Source organism: Catenibacterium sp. GCM10023432 (assembly GCF_042651925.1).
Lineage (GTDB): Bacteria > Bacillota_I > Bacilli_A > Erysipelotrichales > Coprobacillaceae > Catenibacterium > Catenibacterium mitsuoka.
In genome coordinates this window covers 1-15145 of record NZ_JBHSEB010000065.1, presented here as the reverse complement: position 1 = coordinate 15145, position 15145 = coordinate 1, and the positions used below count along the sequence as shown (strand labels likewise).

The 15145-nt window shown below is 37.3% G+C and carries 30 protein-coding genes; all 30 read left to right on the top strand.

All coding sequences use genetic code 11. The annotated features are described in order from the left end of the window. The first annotated feature begins 611 nt into the window (after positions 1–611). The 30 genes from rpsJ (at position 612) to rplQ (ending at position 15044) form a co-directional block, all read left to right on the top strand. Positions 612–920, top strand: coding sequence for a 30S ribosomal protein S10 (gene rpsJ, locus ACFOZZ_RS08790; protein ID WP_055234188.1), 309 nt, complete (start codon positions 612–614; stop codon positions 918–920). A 21-nt stretch (positions 921–941) separates the two neighbouring features. Beyond that, the gene (gene rplC / locus ACFOZZ_RS08785) at positions 942–1625 is read left to right on the top strand and encodes a 50S ribosomal protein L3 (protein WP_055234189.1); all 684 of its coding nucleotides are present in this window, start codon (positions 942–944) and stop codon (positions 1623–1625) included. 23 nt (positions 1626–1648) lie between these two features. After that, positions 1649–2272, top strand: coding sequence for a 50S ribosomal protein L4 (gene rplD / locus ACFOZZ_RS08780; protein WP_040389859.1), 624 nt, complete (start codon positions 1649–1651; stop codon positions 2270–2272). Beyond that, entirely contained in the window at positions 2272–2565 is a 294-nt protein-coding gene (gene rplW / locus ACFOZZ_RS08775) for a 50S ribosomal protein L23 (RefSeq protein WP_006505625.1), read from the top strand. The genes rplD and rplW overlap by 1 nt, the downstream gene beginning before the upstream one ends. 62 nt (positions 2566–2627) lie before the next feature. Beyond that, positions 2628–3461 carry a 50S ribosomal protein L2 gene (gene rplB / locus ACFOZZ_RS08770; RefSeq protein ID WP_055234190.1) on the top strand — a complete coding sequence of 278 codons (834 nt, stop codon included), beginning with the start codon at positions 2628–2630 and terminating at the stop codon, positions 3459–3461. A gap of 18 nt (positions 3462–3479) precedes the next feature. Beyond that, entirely contained in the window at positions 3480–3752 is a 273-nt protein-coding gene (rpsS, locus tag ACFOZZ_RS08765; RefSeq protein ID WP_006505627.1) for a 30S ribosomal protein S19, read from the top strand. 19 nt (positions 3753–3771) lie between these two features. Next, entirely contained in the window at positions 3772–4104 is a 333-nt protein-coding gene (rplV, locus tag ACFOZZ_RS08760) for a 50S ribosomal protein L22 (RefSeq protein ID WP_006505628.1), read from the top strand. An 11-nt stretch (positions 4105–4115) separates the two neighbouring features. Beyond that, entirely contained in the window at positions 4116–4769 is a 654-nt protein-coding gene (gene rpsC / locus ACFOZZ_RS08755) for a 30S ribosomal protein S3 (protein ID WP_022425051.1), read from the top strand. A gap of 2 nt (positions 4770–4771) precedes the next feature. Continuing rightward, positions 4772–5182, top strand: a complete 411-nt coding sequence (rplP, locus tag ACFOZZ_RS08750; protein WP_117458133.1) for a 50S ribosomal protein L16 — start codon at positions 4772–4774, stop codon at positions 5180–5182. Positions 5183–5185: 3 nt separating this feature from the next. After that, positions 5186–5380, top strand: coding sequence for a 50S ribosomal protein L29 (gene rpmC, locus ACFOZZ_RS08745; protein WP_006505631.1), 195 nt, complete (start codon positions 5186–5188; stop codon positions 5378–5380). A gap of 7 nt (positions 5381–5387) precedes the next feature. Next, positions 5388–5651: a 30S ribosomal protein S17 gene (gene rpsQ, locus ACFOZZ_RS08740; RefSeq protein ID WP_187012199.1), complete on the top strand. Its 264-nt coding sequence runs from the start codon at positions 5388–5390 to the stop codon at positions 5649–5651. A 25-nt stretch (positions 5652–5676) separates the two neighbouring features. Then, the gene (gene rplN, locus ACFOZZ_RS08735; RefSeq protein WP_006505633.1) at positions 5677–6045 is read left to right on the top strand and encodes a 50S ribosomal protein L14; all 369 of its coding nucleotides are present in this window, start codon (positions 5677–5679) and stop codon (positions 6043–6045) included. 14 nt (positions 6046–6059) lie between these two features. Beyond that, complete coding sequence (rplX, locus tag ACFOZZ_RS08730; RefSeq protein WP_006505634.1) at positions 6060–6374, top strand: 50S ribosomal protein L24; 315 nt, start codon at positions 6060–6062, stop codon at positions 6372–6374. 18 nt (positions 6375–6392) lie between these two features. Then, complete coding sequence (rplE, locus tag ACFOZZ_RS08725; RefSeq protein WP_055234193.1) at positions 6393–6932, top strand: 50S ribosomal protein L5; 540 nt, start codon at positions 6393–6395, stop codon at positions 6930–6932. A 16-nt stretch (positions 6933–6948) separates the two neighbouring features. Further along, a complete protein-coding gene (locus ACFOZZ_RS08720) occupies positions 6949–7134 on the top strand; it encodes a type Z 30S ribosomal protein S14 (protein WP_003536834.1) in 186 nt (61 codons plus the stop codon). Positions 7135–7167: 33 nt separating this feature from the next. Then, positions 7168–7563 (top strand): 30S ribosomal protein S8, encoded by a 396-nt coding sequence (rpsH, locus tag ACFOZZ_RS08715; protein ID WP_055234194.1) that lies wholly within the window; start codon positions 7168–7170, stop codon positions 7561–7563. A gap of 24 nt (positions 7564–7587) precedes the next feature. Further along, positions 7588–8133 (top strand): 50S ribosomal protein L6, encoded by a 546-nt coding sequence (gene rplF, locus ACFOZZ_RS08710; RefSeq protein WP_055234195.1) that lies wholly within the window; start codon positions 7588–7590, stop codon positions 8131–8133. Positions 8134–8160: 27 nt separating this feature from the next. Next, on the top strand, positions 8161–8517 hold the full coding sequence (rplR, locus tag ACFOZZ_RS08705; RefSeq protein ID WP_006505638.1) for a 50S ribosomal protein L18: 357 nt from the start codon (positions 8161–8163) through the stop codon (positions 8515–8517). A 15-nt stretch (positions 8518–8532) separates the two neighbouring features. After that, entirely contained in the window at positions 8533–9108 is a 576-nt protein-coding gene (gene rpsE / locus ACFOZZ_RS08700; protein ID WP_006505639.1) for a 30S ribosomal protein S5, read from the top strand. Positions 9109–9121: 13 nt separating this feature from the next. Next, on the top strand, positions 9122–9310 hold the full coding sequence (rpmD, locus tag ACFOZZ_RS08695; RefSeq protein WP_040389860.1) for a 50S ribosomal protein L30: 189 nt from the start codon (positions 9122–9124) through the stop codon (positions 9308–9310). A gap of 12 nt (positions 9311–9322) precedes the next feature. Next, positions 9323–9763, top strand: coding sequence for a 50S ribosomal protein L15 (rplO, locus tag ACFOZZ_RS08690; RefSeq protein WP_006505641.1), 441 nt, complete (start codon positions 9323–9325; stop codon positions 9761–9763). Between the two features lies 1 nt (position 9764). Next, positions 9765–11063, top strand: a complete 1299-nt coding sequence (gene secY, locus ACFOZZ_RS08685) for a preprotein translocase subunit SecY (RefSeq protein ID WP_055234196.1) — start codon at positions 9765–9767, stop codon at positions 11061–11063. A gap of 22 nt (positions 11064–11085) precedes the next feature. Beyond that, positions 11086–11739: an adenylate kinase gene (locus ACFOZZ_RS08680; RefSeq protein WP_055234197.1), complete on the top strand. Its 654-nt coding sequence runs from the start codon at positions 11086–11088 to the stop codon at positions 11737–11739. Then, positions 11739–12521 carry a type I methionyl aminopeptidase gene (gene map, locus ACFOZZ_RS08675; RefSeq protein WP_006505644.1) on the top strand — a complete coding sequence of 261 codons (783 nt, stop codon included), beginning with the start codon at positions 11739–11741 and terminating at the stop codon, positions 12519–12521. The genes ACFOZZ_RS08680 and map overlap by 1 nt, the downstream gene beginning before the upstream one ends. After that, positions 12502–12726, top strand: coding sequence for a translation initiation factor IF-1 (gene infA, locus ACFOZZ_RS08670; protein WP_006505645.1), 225 nt, complete (start codon positions 12502–12504; stop codon positions 12724–12726). Before map ends, infA begins: the two co-directional genes overlap by 20 nt. A 26-nt stretch (positions 12727–12752) precedes the next feature. After that, the gene (rpmJ, locus tag ACFOZZ_RS08665) at positions 12753–12866 is read left to right on the top strand and encodes a 50S ribosomal protein L36 (RefSeq protein ID WP_006505646.1); all 114 of its coding nucleotides are present in this window, start codon (positions 12753–12755) and stop codon (positions 12864–12866) included. A gap of 25 nt (positions 12867–12891) precedes the next feature. Further along, on the top strand, positions 12892–13257 hold the full coding sequence (gene rpsM / locus ACFOZZ_RS08660) for a 30S ribosomal protein S13 (protein ID WP_022425041.1): 366 nt from the start codon (positions 12892–12894) through the stop codon (positions 13255–13257). Between the two features lie 15 nt (positions 13258–13272). Further along, entirely contained in the window at positions 13273–13662 is a 390-nt protein-coding gene (gene rpsK / locus ACFOZZ_RS08655; protein ID WP_006505648.1) for a 30S ribosomal protein S11, read from the top strand. Between the two features lie 53 nt (positions 13663–13715). Further along, a complete protein-coding gene (locus tag ACFOZZ_RS08650) occupies positions 13716–14660 on the top strand; it encodes a DNA-directed RNA polymerase subunit alpha (protein ID WP_055234198.1) in 945 nt (314 codons plus the stop codon). 21 nt (positions 14661–14681) lie between these two features. Then, positions 14682–15044 (top strand): 50S ribosomal protein L17, encoded by a 363-nt coding sequence (gene rplQ, locus ACFOZZ_RS08645; RefSeq protein WP_006505650.1) that lies wholly within the window; start codon positions 14682–14684, stop codon positions 15042–15044. Positions 15045–15145 lie beyond the last annotated feature (101 nt).

Genomic DNA, 15145 nt, shown 5'->3' with positions numbered 1-15145 from the left:
GGAAGTTAAGCATCATAACGGCGACGATAGTGTGAAGACGCGACAATAGCAAGCTGCCAGGTCCTTTTTTATGCCTTCCTTCAGGAGGGCTTTTTTTATAAATTAGTGAATCTACTATACATACTTAAACTTAATTTTTTTACAACACATCTCCTGATGTGTTTTTTCTATTTTCTAATATACATAATATTAATTATTCTTCTAAATATATGAAGATTCTTAAAGTAAAGAAGAATTAATCAATAGTTAACTTATTATCATTTCTATTAATAGTTTAGATATTGATAAGATGAGACTCTCATAATCCATAAATACGGTAAAAACAACCATAAAAAAAATAATTGTGAAAATTAACACTATTATAGATATGATGGCGCATACATTTATTATTGAAAAAGCGTTGAATTATTCAATGAAAAATTTATTAAAAAAATCAAAAAAAAGTTTAAAAAGGGCTTGATTTATCTGTTTTATTACGGTATTATATGACCGTTGTGAAACGCGAAGATGTGCGAGGTTGCTGAAACGCTGATAGCCGTTGTCATGAACGGAAGAGTGCTCAGGGAATTCGCATTGAGCGTTGTCTAACAAATAGACAAGGAGGAATAATCATGGCAAACAACAAAATCAGAATCAGACTTAAGTCTTTTGATCACAAGATCCTAGATGCTTCTGCAGAAAAGATCGTAGCTGCAGCTAAGAAGTCTGGTGCTCAGGTAGTTGGTCCTGTACCATTACCTACAGAAAAGGAAATTTATACGATCTTAAGATCAGTTCACAAAGATAAGGATTCTCGTGAACAGTTCGAAATCAGAACTCACAAACGTTTAATCGACGTAGTGAACCCTACACCAGAAACAGTTGATGTTTTAACTAGATTAGAAGTACCAAGTGGTGTAGATATTGAAATTAAGTTATAAGAAAGGTAAAAGGTGTAACTCATGAAAGGAATCTTAGGTCGTAAGATCGGAATGACTCAAGTTTTCACTACTGATGGTAAGTTAATCCCAGTAACAGTTATCGAAGCAACTCCAAACGTAGTTCTTCAGAAGAAGACTGTTGAAACTGATGGATACAACGCAATCCAGGTTGGTTTCGAAGACAAGAGAGAAAAGCTTGCAAACAAGCCAGAAAAAGGTGTGGTTGCTAAAGCAAACACAGCTCCTAAGCGCTTCATTAAAGAATTTCGTTTTGACGAAATGATGAGTTATGAAGTTGGACAGACAATTTCTGTTGATAGCTTTGTAGCTGGTGAAGTAGTTGACGTAACAGGTACAAGTAAAGGTAAAGGCTATCAGGGTGTTATCAAGAGACACGGACAGCACATCGGTCCAAAGGGACATGGTTCAGGAGCTCACAGAATCGTAGGTTCTATGGGTCCAATCGCTCCAAACAGAATTGCTCCTGGTAAGAATCTTCCAGGACAGATGGGTGGAAACACAAGAACAGTTCAGAATCTTGAAATTGTTGCAGTTGATGTAGAAAAGAACGTATTACTAGTTAGTGGATCAGTACCTGGTCCTAAGAAAGGCTTAGTAGTCGTTAAGTCTGGTATCAAGGCAAACGGAAAAACAAACAAAGCTGCCGAATTAGTAAATTATGCTACTGAAGCAGTTGCAGAATAATGAAGTGAAAGGAGGAAAAACTAATGTTGAATATTGCATTATTTAATCAGAATGGTGAAAAATTAAACGATTTAGAACTTAACGAAAACGTATTCGGAATCGAACCAAATAACCAGGCAATCTTTGATGTAGTCTTACTACAGAGAGCTTCATTAAGACAGGGTACTCACAAGGTGAAGAATCGTCACGAAGTTTCAGGCGGTGGAAAGAAACCTTGGAGACAGAAGGGTACAGGACGTGCTAGACAGGGTTCTATCCGTGCACCACAGTGGCGCGGTGGAGGAATTGTCTTTGGTCCTACTCCAAGAAGCTATGACTTCAAGATTAACAAGAAAGTCAAGAATCTTGCATTAAGATCTGTATTATCACAGAAAGTAATCGATCAGGAATTAGTTGCATTAGATGCTATCGCTTTCGAAACTATCAAGACTAAGAATGTTGTTAATTTCTTAGGTAACTTCGAAAACCCAAGAAAGACATTAATCGTTGTTGATAAGCTAGAAGAAAACTTAGTATTGTCTGCTAGAAACGTTCCTGGTGTTAAAGTTATCGAAGCTAGCAACGTAAACGTTTATGACGTTATGGATTGCACTAAGTTAATGATGACTGAAAAAGCTATCAAGGCAGTTGAGGAGGTACTAAAATAATGGCTCACATTACTGACGTACTAAGAAAACCTGTTTTAACTGAAAAGACTATGAAGTTAATGCAGGAAGAAAACAAATATACTTTCGATGTTGCTTTATCATCAAACAAGACTGAAATCAAACAGGCTGTAGAAGCTATGTTCAATGTTAAGGTTACTAGCGTTAACACAATCAACGTTAGAGCTAAGACTAAGAGAGTTGGTCGTTATGTTGGTAAGACTGCTAGAAGAAAGAAAGCAATCGTAACTTTAGCAGAAGGCAACAGCATCAATTTATTTGGTGAAGAAGAATAATTAACTAATTATAAACTATTGAAATGCACTCCATTTCAGATATTTAAATAGGAGGATTAAACATGCCAATTAAAGCATATAAGCCTACAAGTAACGGTCGTAGAAACATGACTGCTTTGACTAAGGAAGAAATCACTACTTCTACTCCAGAGAAGTCATTACTTGCTCCTTATAAGAAAAAGGGTGGCCGTAACAATATGGGTCAGATCACTACTAGACATCATGGTGGTGGACATAAGAGAAAATACAGAGTTATTGATTTTAAGCGTAACAAGGATGGAGTACCTGGTAAGGTTGCTACTATCGAATACGATCCAAATAGATCTGCAAACATCGCTTTAATCAATTACGCTGATGGTGAAAAGAGATATATCCTAGCTCCTAAGGGACTAGAAGTAGGAACTGTAATTGTTTCTGGTGAAACTACTGACGTTAAAGTTGGTAACTGTATGGAAATGGGTAACATGCCTGAAGGTACTATTATCCACAATATTGAAATGCATCCTGGTAAGGGCGGACAGTTAGCTCGTTCTGCTGGTGTTTCAGCTCAGATCCTTGGTTCTGAAGAAAAATATGTAATTGTTAGACTTCAGTCTGGTGAAGTAAGAAAATTCTTAAAGAAGTGCCGTGCTACAGTTGGTGCTGTAGGTAACGAAGACCATGGTCTTGTTAATTACGGTAAAGCTGGACGTATGAGATGGAAAGGTGTTAGACCTACTGTTCGTGGTTCTGTTATGAACCCTAATGATCATCCTCATGGTGGTGGTGAAGGTAAAACTTCAATCGGTCGTAAAGCTCCACTTACACCTTGGGGTAAGAAGGCTCTTGGTGTTAAGACTAGAAACAGCAAGAAACATTCTAACAGATTGATCGTACGTCGTCGTAATGCTAAATAAGAAGGAGGATAAGTAATCATGGCAAGAAGTTTAAAAAAGGGACCTTTCGTCGATGAACATTTGATGAAAAAGGTTGAAGCATTAAATGCTGCTGGAAAAAAAGAAGTTATCAAAACTTGGTCAAGACGTTCTACTATTTTCCCTCAGTTTATTGAGCATACTTTCGCAGTATACAATGGTAAAGAACATATTCCAGTTTATGTAACAGAAGATATGGTTGGTCATAAGTTAGGAGAATTTGCTCCAACAAGAACATTCAAAGGCCACACAGCCAATGATAAGGCTGCTTAATAAATAGGAGGATTTGAACATGGAAGCAAGAGCAACAGCAAAAACTATTCGTGTATCACCTCAGAAAGCTAGATTAGTCGTTGACTTAGTCCGTGGTAAGTCAGTTAAGGAAGCACTCGGAATTCTTGAATTCACAAACAAGAGTGCTACTCCTGCTATTATCAAGGTTGTTAACTCTGCTAAGGCTAACGCTGTTAATAATGAAGGTGCAGACGAAGATAAGTTATATATCAAAAAGATTTATGTTGACGAAGGTCCAACATTAAAGAGATTCCGCGCAAGAGCTAAAGGTTCTGGAACTCAAATTTTAAAGAGAACATGCCACATCACTTGTGTGGTTGAAGAAAGATAGGAGGACGAACAATGGGTCAGAAAGTAAGTCCAGTTGGATTCCGTGTTGGTGTTAACCGTGATTGGAGTTCAAGATGGTATGCTGATAAGAAAGACTTTGCTAATTACTTATTAGAAGACGTTAAGATTCGTGAATTCTTAATGGCTAAGTTAAAGAAAGCATACGTAGCAAAGATCGATATTGAAAGATCAAAGAAACGCGTCAATATCTTTGTTCACACATCAAGACCTGGTGTAGTGATTGGTAAAGACGGAGAAGCCATTGATGCTTTAAGAAAAGAATTAATGGGTCTTATCAGTGATAAGAAAGTATTTATCAACGTAGTAGAAATTAAGAATGCTGATACTAACGCTCAGTTAGTAGCTGATAGAATCGCAGAACAGCTTGAAAACCGTGCTTCATTCAGAACAGTTCAGAAGAGAGCTATTCAGAATGCAATGAGAAACGGTGCTAAAGGTATTAAGACTTCAGTTTCAGGTCGTTTAGGCGGTGCTGATATCGCTAGAAGCGAAGGTTATTCTGAAGGTGTAGTTCCACTACATACAATCAGAGCTGACATTGATTATGCCACTGCAGAAGCTGCTACTACTTATGGTAAGCTAGGAGTTAAAGTCTGGATTTGTAAGGGAGAAATTCTTCCTGCAAAGAAGAAAGGGGATAAATAATCATGTTGATGCCTAAGAGAACAAAATATAGAAGACCTCATAGAGTTAAATATGAAGGTAAGGCTAAGGGCGGTAAGACAGTTGCTTTCGGTGACTATGGTTTAGTAGCTCTTGATGGTGCTTGGATTACTTCAAGACAGATTGAAGCAGCCCGTATTGCAATCAACCGTCATATGAACCGTGGTGGTAAGGTTTGGATTAGAATCTTCCCACACTTAGCAAAGACTAAAAAGCCTTTGGAAGTACGTATGGGTTCAGGTAAAGGTGCTCCAGAACAGTGGGTAGCTGTAGTTAAGAAAGGCCGCGTTATGTTCGAAGTTGGTCAGATTGATGAAGCAACTGCTCGTGAAGCATTAAGACTTGCTTCTCATAAGTTACCTGTCAGATGCAAGATTATTGGAAGAGGTGAGTAACTCATGAAAGTACAAGATATTAGAAGTATTGAAACAAAAGATCTACTTGTAAAAGTAGAAGAATTCAAAAAAGAGTTATTTAGTTTAAGATTTCAGCAGGCAACTGGTCAGCTTGAAAATACTGCTCGTATCAAAGAAGTAAGAAAATCAATCGCAAAGATCAAAACAGTTATTAGAGAAAGAGAACTTGAAAAGTAGGAGAGAGATTATGGAAAGAAATAACAGAAAAGTCTATACTGGCACAGTCATCTCTACTAAGATGGACAAAACTATAACTGTACTTGTTGAAACACATGTAAAACATAAATTATACGGTAAACGTATGAATTCATCTAAGAAATTCCATGCACATGATGAAAATAATGAAGCACGTGTTGGAGATACAGTAAAGATTATGGCAACAAGACCATTATCTGCAACAAAGCGTTTCCGTTTAGTAGAAATCGTAAAGAAAGCAGAAATTATCTAATACAGTCTGAAAGGAGGTCACTACTATGATCCAGAACGAAAGTAGATTAAAAGTTGCTGACAATACAGGCGCTAAAGAAGTTTTAGTTATCAGAAACCTTGGTGGTTCAAATAGAAAGACAAGTAGCATCGGTGATATCGTTGTTGCTACTGTAAAGCAAGCGGCTCCAGGCGGAACTGTAAAGAAGGGTGAAGTCGTTAAAGCTGTTATCGTTAGAACAAGATACGGTGTTCAGCGTGAAAACGGTTCAGTAATCCGTTTCGATGATAACGCATGCGTAATCATTAAAGATGACAATACACCTAAGGGTACACGTATCTTTGGCCCAGTCGCTAGAGAGTTAAGAGATGCTGATTTCATGAAAATCGTGTCATTAGCTCCTGAAGTATTATAGGAGGAACGAAAGATATGAAATTACGTGTAGGTGATACAGTACAGGTCATTGCAGGCAGCGAAAAAGGCAAGACTGGCGAAATTCTTGCAATTAAAGGTAATAGAGTTGTCGTTGAAGGTGTCAAGAAGGTAACAAAGCATGTTAAACCTTCTCAGGCAGATCCTGAAGGCGGAATCATTACTGTAGAAGCTCCAATCGATGCTTCTAATGTTGCTTACTATGATACAAAAGCTAAGGAAATCGTAAAACTTGGCTATAAATTTGAAGATGGTAAAAAAGTACGTGTTAATAAGAAAACAGGTGCTGTAATCGAAAATAAGAAGAAATAAGGGGAAGGAGGATAATACATGAACCGTTTACAGGAACGTTATACAAACGAAATCACAAAGAACTTAATGAAGAAGTTCGGTTATAAATCTACAATGCAGATTCCTAAAATGGAAAAGATCGTTATTAATATCGGTGTAGGTGATGCAGTCAACAATTCTAAATTCTTAGAAGAAGCTGTAGAAGAATTGACATTAATCTCAGGTCAGAAGCCAATCGTTACTACTGCTAAGAAATCAATCGCTGGTTTCAAAGTACGTGAAGGTCAGGCTATCGGATGTAAAGTCACTTTACGTAGTGAAAGAATGTATGAATTCTTAGATAAGTTAGTAAGTATTTCACTTCCTCGTGTAAGAGACTTCAGAGGAGTACCTAAGAATTCATTTGATGGAAGAGGTAACTACACTTTAGGTGTTAAAGAACAGTTAATCTTCCCTGAAATTGATTTCGATAAGGTTGCAAAGTTAAGAGGTATGGATATCGTATTTGTTACTACTGCAAAGACTGACGAAGAAGGTCGCGCTTTATTAACAGAACTTGGCATGCCTTTTGCTAAATAATTAGGAGGACAGAATTATGGCAAAAACATCAATGAAAGTTAAACAGCAACGTCCTCAGAAATACAAAGTTCGTGAATATACTAGATGCGAACGTTGTGGACGCCCACATTCAGTTATTAGAAAATTCAAGTTATGCCGTATTTGCTTCAGAGAATTAGCTTATAAAGGTGAAATTCCTGGTGTTAAGAAGGCAAGCTGGTAATTTATAAGTCACATACGGAAGGAGGACATATAAATGGTTACAACAGATCCAATTGCAGATATGTTAACTAGAATTCGTAATGCGAATCAGCAGAAACATGAAACTGTTTCTATCCCTTACTCAAACCTAAAGAATGATTTAGCAAACATCTTAAAGGATGAAGGTTTTGTTACTGACTTCGTAGTAAATGAAGAAGGAAATCATAAGAATATTGTTATCACATTAAAATATAAAGGTAACGAAAGAGTTATCACTGGTTTAAAGAGAGTTTCTAAACCAGGTTTACGTCAGTATGCTAAAGTAAACGAAATTCCTAAAGTATTAAATGGTTTAGGTATCGTAGTATTATCTACTTCTCAAGGACTAATGACTGATAAAGAAGCAAGAGCTAAGAATATCGGTGGAGAAGTATTAGCTTATATCTGGTAATAAAATTATTTAGGAGGTCAAACAATGTCTCGTATTGGTAAAAAGATTATTATCGTACCTGAAGGTGTAAACGTAGACGTTGCTGCTGATAACACTGTCACTGTTACAGGTCCTAAGGGAACTCTTACAAGAAAGTTCTCTGATTTAATTACTATCGAAGTAAATGGTAATGAAATCGAATGTAAGAGACACAGTGAAGAAAAAGTAAACAAGCAGTTACATGGTACAACTAGAGCTTTAATTGCAAATATGATCGAAGGCGTTAAAGATGGTTTCAGTAAGAAACTTGAAATCGTTGGTATCGGTTATAGAGCTCAGATGCAGGGTAATAAATTAGTAATGAATATTGGTTATTCACACCCAGTAGAAGTTGAAATCGAAGAAGGTGTGAAAGTTGAATGTCCATCAGCTACTGAAATCACAGTATCTGGTATCTCAAAAGAAAGAGTTGGACATGTCGCTTCAGTAATCAGAGCTTGGAAAAAGCCTGAACCATATAAGGGTAAAGGTATTAAATATTCTGATGAACATATCATCAGAAAAGAAGGTAAAACTGCTGGTAAGAAGTAGTTATAAACTAAGGAGGAAAATCGAATCATGGCAAAGAATGAATCACGCAACGTTATCCGTTTAAGACGTCATGCTAGAGTTCGTAATAAGATTTCTGGAACTCCAGAAAGACCACGTCTTAATGTGTTCCGTTCAAACTCTCATATTCATGCACAGATCATCGATGACACTAAGGGTGTAACTCTTGTATCAGCATCTTCTGTAGACATGAAGTTAGAAAATGGTTCAAACATTGAAGCAGCTGCTGCTGTTGGTGCTGAAATCGCTAAGAGAGCAATTGCTAAAAATATTGATGTAGTAGTATTCGACCGTGGTGGTTATATCTATCATGGTAGAGTAAAAGCACTTGCAGAAGCTGCAAGAGAAGCTGGATTAAAATTCTAAGAGGGAGGTCAAATAATGGAAGAACGTAAACCTAGAGAAAATTCTAGAGAAAACTCTAGAAGAGGCAATAACCCTAGAAGAAACAGAAAAAACAACAGAAGACAGAGAGCTCCTAAGGAATTCGAAACAAGAGTTGTTACTATCAACCGAGTTACTAAAGTTGTTAAGGGTGGACGTAAGATGCGTTTCGCTGCTTTAGTTGTAATTGGTGATAGAAAAGGTCGTGTTGGTTTCGGTACAGGTAAGGCTAACGAAGTACCTGATGCAATCAGAAAAGCTGAAGAAGCTGCTAAGAGAAACCTTATCACAGTTCCAAACATCAACGGTACAATCCCTCATGAAATTACTGGTAACTTTAAGTCTGGTTCAGTATTCTTAAGACCAGCTGCTAAAGGTACTGGTATCATCGCTGGTGGACCTGTCCGTGCAGTAGTTGAATTAGCAGGTTACTCTGATATCTTATCTAAGTGTCTTGGATCAAGAACTCCAATCAACATGGTAAGAGCAACAATCGAAGGTTTAGCATCATTAAAGACTGCTGAACAGGTAGCAGAATTAAGAGACATCACAGTCGAAAAGATTTATGGATAGGAGGAGCGTAAAAATGGCAGAAAATAAAAAAGTTGTGATTACGCTTGTAAAAAGCCCTATTGGTGGTAAAGAAAACCAGAAGGCTACTCTTAAAGCGTTAGGATTAAATAAAATGCATGCTTCTGTTGAAAAGTATGAAACAGAAACAATCAAAGGCATGATCAACGCAGTAAGACACCTAGTAAAAGTTGAATACAAGTAGGAGGTGTGAACAATGAAATTACATGAACTCAAATACAATGACGGCGCACGTCGTAACAGAAATCGTGTAGGTCGTGGTACAAGCTCTGGTAATGGTAAGACATCTGGTAGAGGTCAGAAAGGTCAGGGCGCTAGATCTGGTGGAGGTAAGAAACCAGGATTTGAAGGTGGACAGACTCCATTATTCATGCGCTTACCAAAGCGTGGCTTCACTAATCATAATGCTAAGGAATATGCAATCATCAACGTTGAAGATTTAAACAAGTTTGAAAACGGTGCTGTTGTTGACTTAGAAGCAGTTATGGAAGCTAAGCTAGTTAAAAAAGCATTAGACGGTTTAAAAGTCTTAGGCAGAGGCGAATTAAATGTTGCTTTAACAGTAAAGGCTAGCAAATTCTCAAAATCAGCTGTAAAGGCAATTGAAGCTGCAGGTGGAAAAACTGAGGTGATCTAAGATGCTAAACTTTTTTAAAGAAGTATTTAAAAAAGGTGAGTTGCGTCGTAAGGTCGTCTTTACACTCGGCATACTATTCGTATTCCGATTAGGAGCAGGCATTGTGATTCCATATATTGATACAAGTGCAATCACAAGCGCTGCTACCTCTTCAGGAATTTTCGGAATTATGAATATGCTTGGTGGAGGAACATTGGAGAAATTCTCATTATTTTCTTTGGGGGTTTCTCCTTATATTACATCTTCTATTATTATTGAGTTATTATCTATGGACGTTGTCCCAGCATTAACTCAGTGGAATAAAGAAGGTAATACAGGTAAAAAGAAAAAGGATAAAGTAACTCGTGTGTTAACGCTTGCATTAGCAATAATTCAAGGTGGATCATTGACATATGCATTCGATAAGGGTTATAGTATTTTAGCGAGCAGTTCTATTTGGACATACGTCTATGTAGTTATAGTTATGGCTGCAGGTTCTATGTTCACAATGTGGTTAGGCGATCAGATTACTATTAAAGGTGTAGGTAATGGTACTTCACTATTGATCTTCACTGGTATCGTCGCTAACCTTCCAAATAGTTTTATCTCGTCTTTTAAATCAATGGTTACATTTGGTAGCACTTATAAGACTGCAACAAGCTTAGCTTGGTACATCTTATTCGTACTTGTATATTTAGCCATTGTTGTGTTTGTTGTATTTGAAGAAGGAGCAATTAGAAAAATTCCTATTATCTATGCAACAAATACACAGACAGTCATGCATACTAAAGAATCTACTAATCTTCCAATTAAGATTAATAGTTCTTCAGTTATTCCAGTTATCTTTGCTGCATCAGTTTTAGCAGCACCAAGAACAATCATTAGTTTCATGAAGTCTACTTCTACAACTCAGATGATTGACAATATCTTGAATTATCAGAAACCTATAGGATTTGTACTCTATATCGTTATGATTATTCTATTCACATTCTTCTATTCTAATTTACAGATCGACGCTAAGAAGATCAGTGAAGATTTAAAGAAGAGTGGTGGCGCAATTCCTGGTGTTCGTACTGGTGATGATACAAAGAAGTATATCGGAACTGTCTTAAATCGTGTAACTGTGGTAGGATCTCTGTTCCTAGCAATCATTGCATCTATTCCAATCATTGCTCCAGAAATCTGGAAGATGACATCAAATAATGCATTGTCTCTAGGTGGTACAGGATTGATTATCGTAACAGGAGTTGCGTTAGAAACTGTAAGAGCAATAAAAAGTATGTTGACAAGAAGAGAATATCATGGTTATATAAGAAAGTAGCAATTAGAAGGAGGAATAAAATTTGAATATTATTCTTATGGGCCCTCCTGGGGCAGGCAAAGGGACTCAGGCTAAAAAATTAGTGGAGGAGTACGGCTTGTACCAGATCTCAACTGGTGACCTTTTTAGAAAAGCTTTAAAGGAAAAAACAAAGTTCGGGGTAATTGCTAGTTATTTTATTCAGTTTGGGCATCTTGTTCCAGATGAATATACAGTTGAAATGGTAAGGGAATTCTTAGAGGAAAATATTGATTCTTTTAAGAATGGTTTTATTCTTGATGGTTTCCCAAGAACTATCATTCAGGCTAGAGAACTAGAAAGTATCGCGAAAGAATTTGGCTTTGATATTGATGCTGTCATCAATATTGATGTGCCATCTGAAAAGTTAATCAAGAGACTTTCAGGTCGTAGAACTTGTAAGGATTGTGGAACCACTTATCATGTCGTTTTCAATCCACCAAAAACTGAAGGCGTATGCGACAAGTGTGGTGGAGAACTCTATCAGCGTCCTGATGAGAGCGAAGAAGCTGTACAGGTTAGACTTGATACTTATGAAAAGCAGACTAGACCACTTATTGACTATTATACAATGAAGGGCGAATTAACTAACGTTAATGGCGACCAGTCTATGGATGCTGTTTATGCAGATATCAAGAAAAATCTGGAGGCCAAATAATGATTACAATTAAGGATGAACGTGAAATTGACCTAATGAGACATGCTGGTCATGTTGTAGGTTTAGTTCATCAGGAACTCGCTAAATGGCTTAAACCGGGTTTAACAACAGAACAGGTATCTGATTTCTGTGAGAAGATTATAAGAAAGAATGGTTGTACACCATCTTTCTTAAATCTTTATAATTTTCCTGGTGCTGTTTGCACGTCTGTAAATGATGTTGTCGTTCATGGCATTCCTAACGGTTATGTATTGAAGGATGGAGATATTATCTCTGTAGATGTTGGTGCATGCTGGAAAGGATATCATGGAGATTCTGCGTGGACATTTGCGATTGGCAATGTGTCTCCCCAGGCTAAACATCTTATGGAAGTATGTGAACAGTCGCTTTATGCTGGTTTAGAACAAGTTAAACCAGGTAATAGAGTTTCTGACATTTCACATGCTGTTCAGACTTACCTTGAAAGTCATGGCTGCTCAACGCCTAGAGACTATACAGGACATGGCATTGGCACAGAGGTTCATGAAGATCCTAGCATTCCTAACTGGGGTGAACCAGGCAGAGGACCAAAACTAAGAAAAGGTATGTGTATAGCAGTTGAACCTATGGCGCATTTAGGCAAAGCTGAGGTTAAAGTGATGAGTGACGATTGGACAGTGAAGACTGCAGATCATTCATTAGCTGCGCATTATGAACATACTGTAGCTATCACCGATGATGGCTATGAAATCATGACAAAGGTACATAAGGAGTTGATCGATTTTGGCAAAGAAGAAAGATGACGTAATTGAAGTCCAGGCTACGGTCGTAGAAACATTACCAAACGCAATGTTTAAAGTCCAGCTGGATAATGGAGTAGTTATTTTAGCTCACGTTTCTGGTAAAATCCGTATGAATTACATTCGCATTTTACCAGGGGACAAAGTAACAGTAGAAATTTCTCCATATGATTTAACACGTGGGCGAATCACATTTAGACACAAATAGATCTTCCCAAAGGAGGCAGACACAAGATGAAAGTAAGACCATCTGTAAAACCAATCTGCGATAAGTGCAGAGTTATCAAGCGTAAGGGTAGAGTAATGGTAATCTGTGAAAACCCAAAGCATAAACAGAGACAAGGTTAATTATTTTTAGGAGGAACAATAGACAATGGCTCGTATAGCTGGTATTGATATCCCACGCGATAAGCGTGTGGTAGTTTCTTTAACTTATATCTATGGTATTGGTCCAACAACAGCTAAGAAAATCTTAGCAGCTGCTGGCGTTTCTGAAGATGTTAGAGTAAAGGATCTTACAGAAGAAGAAGAAACAAAAATTCGTAAAGAAGTTGAACATATTAAAACTGAAGGTGACCTTCGTAGAGAAACTCAGTTAAACATTAAGAGATTAATGGAAATTGGTTGCTACAGAGGGCTTCGCCATCGTAAAGGACTTCCAGTACGTGGACAGAGAACTAAAACTAACGCTAGAACGCGTAAAGGTAAAGCTACTCCAATTGCTGGAAAGAAGAAGTAGTAGGAGGCAGAACAAATGGCAAAACAAGTTGTACGTGGTAAAAAACGTGTAAAGAAGAATATAGCAAAAGGTATTGCTCATGTTCATTCAACATTCAACAATACAATCGTAACAGTTGCTGATGAACACGGTAACGTTATTAGCTGGTCAAGCGCTGGTGCTCTTGGATTCAAAGGTTCAAGAAAATCTACTCCATATGCTGCTCAGATGGCTGCTGAAGCTGCTGCAAAGGCATCTATGGATCATGGTATGAAATCTGTTGAAGTATGTGTAAAAGGTCCTGGTCCAGGACGTGAAGCTGCTGTTAGAGCTCTTTCAGCTGCTGGTTTAGAAGTAACTGCAATCACTGACGTTACTCCAATCCCACATAACGGATGTCGTCCACCAAAACGTCCTCGTGGATAATTTGATATATATTACTTTTATATAAAACAAATATCTCAAAGAGGAGGGAAACAATGCAAAAGTTTGAAAAAGCAAATTTCACTGTTGATACATACAATGAAGATGAAAATTATGGTAAGTTTATCATCGAACCTTTAGAAAGAGGTTTTGGTACAACTTTAGGTAACTCTTTAAGAAGAGTATTATTATCATCTATGCCAGGTGCTGCAGTATTTGCAGTAAAAATCAATGGCGCTATTCATGAATTCTCAGCAGTTGATGGTGTCTTAGAAGACGTTACAGCCATTATCTTGAATATTAAGAAATTAGTATTTGAATTAGATTCAGATGAAGATGTAACAATGGTTATTGATGTAACTGGTCCAGCTACAGTAACTGGTGCAGATATTCAATGTCCTTCTGAAGTTAAGATGATTTCTAATGATTTAGTAATTGCTCATGTTGCTGAAGGTCAGCATTTCTATATGGAAATGTATGCACATAGAGATAGAGGTTACATGAGTGCAGATCAGAACAAGAAATACGTTAATACTATTGGCGTAATTCCAACTGATTCTATCTTCTCTCCTGTTGTAAATGTGGCATATTTAGTTGAACCAACTCGTGTTGGTCAGTCAGCAAAATATGATCAGTTAACTATGGAGATTACAACTGATGGTTCAATCAAACCTCATGAAGTTCTTGCAATTGCTGCAAAAGTATTAGTTGAACATTTAAATATGTTCGTTGAATTAACTGATCAGGCAATGAATATGGACGTTATGAGTGAAGTACAGCAAGACACAGGTAACAAGGTTCTTGATATGACTATTGAAGAACTTGACCTTTCTGTACGTTCATACAACTGCTTAAAGAGAGCAGGAATTCAGACTGTTCAAGAATTAGCTTCAAAGACTGAAGACGATATGATTAAGGTTCGTAACCTTGGTAAGAAGTCTTTAAAAGAAGTTAAAGAAAAATTAAATGAATTAGGTCTTGGTTTTAAACCAATGGACTAAGTTTGTGGAAGGAGTACACTAATGGCAAACAATAGAAAATTAGGCCGTGTATCTAGTCATAGAAAAGCTATGTTACGTAACTTAGCTACTGATGTAATCATGCATGGTAAGATTGAAACAACTGCTACTCGTGCTAAAGAAGTTCGTAAAGTAGTTGATAAATTAATCACTCTTGGTATTAGAGGAGATCTTCATGCAAGAAGACAGGCTGCTGCTATTCTTCAGAATGTAGTAGATCCAGCAACTGGAAAGACTGCTGTACAGGTTCTATTTGATGATGTTGCACCTAAGTTCAAAGGTAAGAACGGTGGTTATACTAGAGTTATCAAAACTTATAACCGCAAAGGTGACAATGCCCCAATGGCAATCATCGGATTATTCTAATCACTAAACCCCTATGAAATCATAGGGGTTTTTATTGTGCGACAGGCAGTCGCTTATATGTCATGTCAACAGGGGCATGACATTTTCTGCTTATAAATGAT

What these genes read in the sequence shown, in the direction of transcription:
- rpsJ (WP_055234188.1), top strand. Translation starts at nt 612, where the DNA reads ATGGCAAACAACAAAATCAGAATCAGACTTAAGTCTTTTGATCACAAG.
- rplC (WP_055234189.1), top strand. Translation starts at nt 942, where the DNA reads ATGAAAGGAATCTTAGGTCGTAAGATCGGAATGACTCAAGTTTTCACT.
- rplD (WP_040389859.1), top strand. Translation starts at nt 1,649, where the DNA reads ATGTTGAATATTGCATTATTTAATCAGAATGGTGAAAAATTAAACGAT.
- rplW (WP_006505625.1), top strand. Translation starts at nt 2,272, where the DNA reads ATGGCTCACATTACTGACGTACTAAGAAAACCTGTTTTAACTGAAAAG.
- rplB (WP_055234190.1), top strand. Translation starts at nt 2,628, where the DNA reads ATGCCAATTAAAGCATATAAGCCTACAAGTAACGGTCGTAGAAACATG.
- rpsS (WP_006505627.1), top strand. Translation starts at nt 3,480, where the DNA reads ATGGCAAGAAGTTTAAAAAAGGGACCTTTCGTCGATGAACATTTGATG.
- rplV (WP_006505628.1), top strand. Translation starts at nt 3,772, where the DNA reads ATGGAAGCAAGAGCAACAGCAAAAACTATTCGTGTATCACCTCAGAAA.
- rpsC (WP_022425051.1), top strand. Translation starts at nt 4,116, where the DNA reads ATGGGTCAGAAAGTAAGTCCAGTTGGATTCCGTGTTGGTGTTAACCGT.
- rplP (WP_117458133.1), top strand. Translation starts at nt 4,772, where the DNA reads ATGTTGATGCCTAAGAGAACAAAATATAGAAGACCTCATAGAGTTAAA.
- rpmC (WP_006505631.1), top strand. Translation starts at nt 5,186, where the DNA reads ATGAAAGTACAAGATATTAGAAGTATTGAAACAAAAGATCTACTTGTA.
- rplN (WP_006505633.1), top strand. Translation starts at nt 5,677, where the DNA reads ATGATCCAGAACGAAAGTAGATTAAAAGTTGCTGACAATACAGGCGCT.
- rplX (WP_006505634.1), top strand. Translation starts at nt 6,060, where the DNA reads ATGAAATTACGTGTAGGTGATACAGTACAGGTCATTGCAGGCAGCGAA.
- rplE (WP_055234193.1), top strand. Translation starts at nt 6,393, where the DNA reads ATGAACCGTTTACAGGAACGTTATACAAACGAAATCACAAAGAACTTA.
- ACFOZZ_RS08720 (WP_003536834.1), top strand. Translation starts at nt 6,949, where the DNA reads ATGGCAAAAACATCAATGAAAGTTAAACAGCAACGTCCTCAGAAATAC.
- rpsH (WP_055234194.1), top strand. Translation starts at nt 7,168, where the DNA reads ATGGTTACAACAGATCCAATTGCAGATATGTTAACTAGAATTCGTAAT.
- rplF (WP_055234195.1), top strand. Translation starts at nt 7,588, where the DNA reads ATGTCTCGTATTGGTAAAAAGATTATTATCGTACCTGAAGGTGTAAAC.
- rplR (WP_006505638.1), top strand. Translation starts at nt 8,161, where the DNA reads ATGGCAAAGAATGAATCACGCAACGTTATCCGTTTAAGACGTCATGCT.
- rpsE (WP_006505639.1), top strand. Translation starts at nt 8,533, where the DNA reads ATGGAAGAACGTAAACCTAGAGAAAATTCTAGAGAAAACTCTAGAAGA.
- rpmD (WP_040389860.1), top strand. Translation starts at nt 9,122, where the DNA reads ATGGCAGAAAATAAAAAAGTTGTGATTACGCTTGTAAAAAGCCCTATT.
- rplO (WP_006505641.1), top strand. Translation starts at nt 9,323, where the DNA reads ATGAAATTACATGAACTCAAATACAATGACGGCGCACGTCGTAACAGA.
- secY (WP_055234196.1), top strand. Translation starts at nt 9,765, where the DNA reads ATGCTAAACTTTTTTAAAGAAGTATTTAAAAAAGGTGAGTTGCGTCGT.
- map (WP_006505644.1), top strand. Translation starts at nt 11,739, where the DNA reads ATGATTACAATTAAGGATGAACGTGAAATTGACCTAATGAGACATGCT.
- rpmJ (WP_006505646.1), top strand. Translation starts at nt 12,753, where the DNA reads ATGAAAGTAAGACCATCTGTAAAACCAATCTGCGATAAGTGCAGAGTT.
- rpsM (WP_022425041.1), top strand. Translation starts at nt 12,892, where the DNA reads ATGGCTCGTATAGCTGGTATTGATATCCCACGCGATAAGCGTGTGGTA.
- rpsK (WP_006505648.1), top strand. Translation starts at nt 13,273, where the DNA reads ATGGCAAAACAAGTTGTACGTGGTAAAAAACGTGTAAAGAAGAATATA.
- ACFOZZ_RS08650 (WP_055234198.1), top strand. Translation starts at nt 13,716, where the DNA reads ATGCAAAAGTTTGAAAAAGCAAATTTCACTGTTGATACATACAATGAA.
- rplQ (WP_006505650.1), top strand. Translation starts at nt 14,682, where the DNA reads ATGGCAAACAATAGAAAATTAGGCCGTGTATCTAGTCATAGAAAAGCT.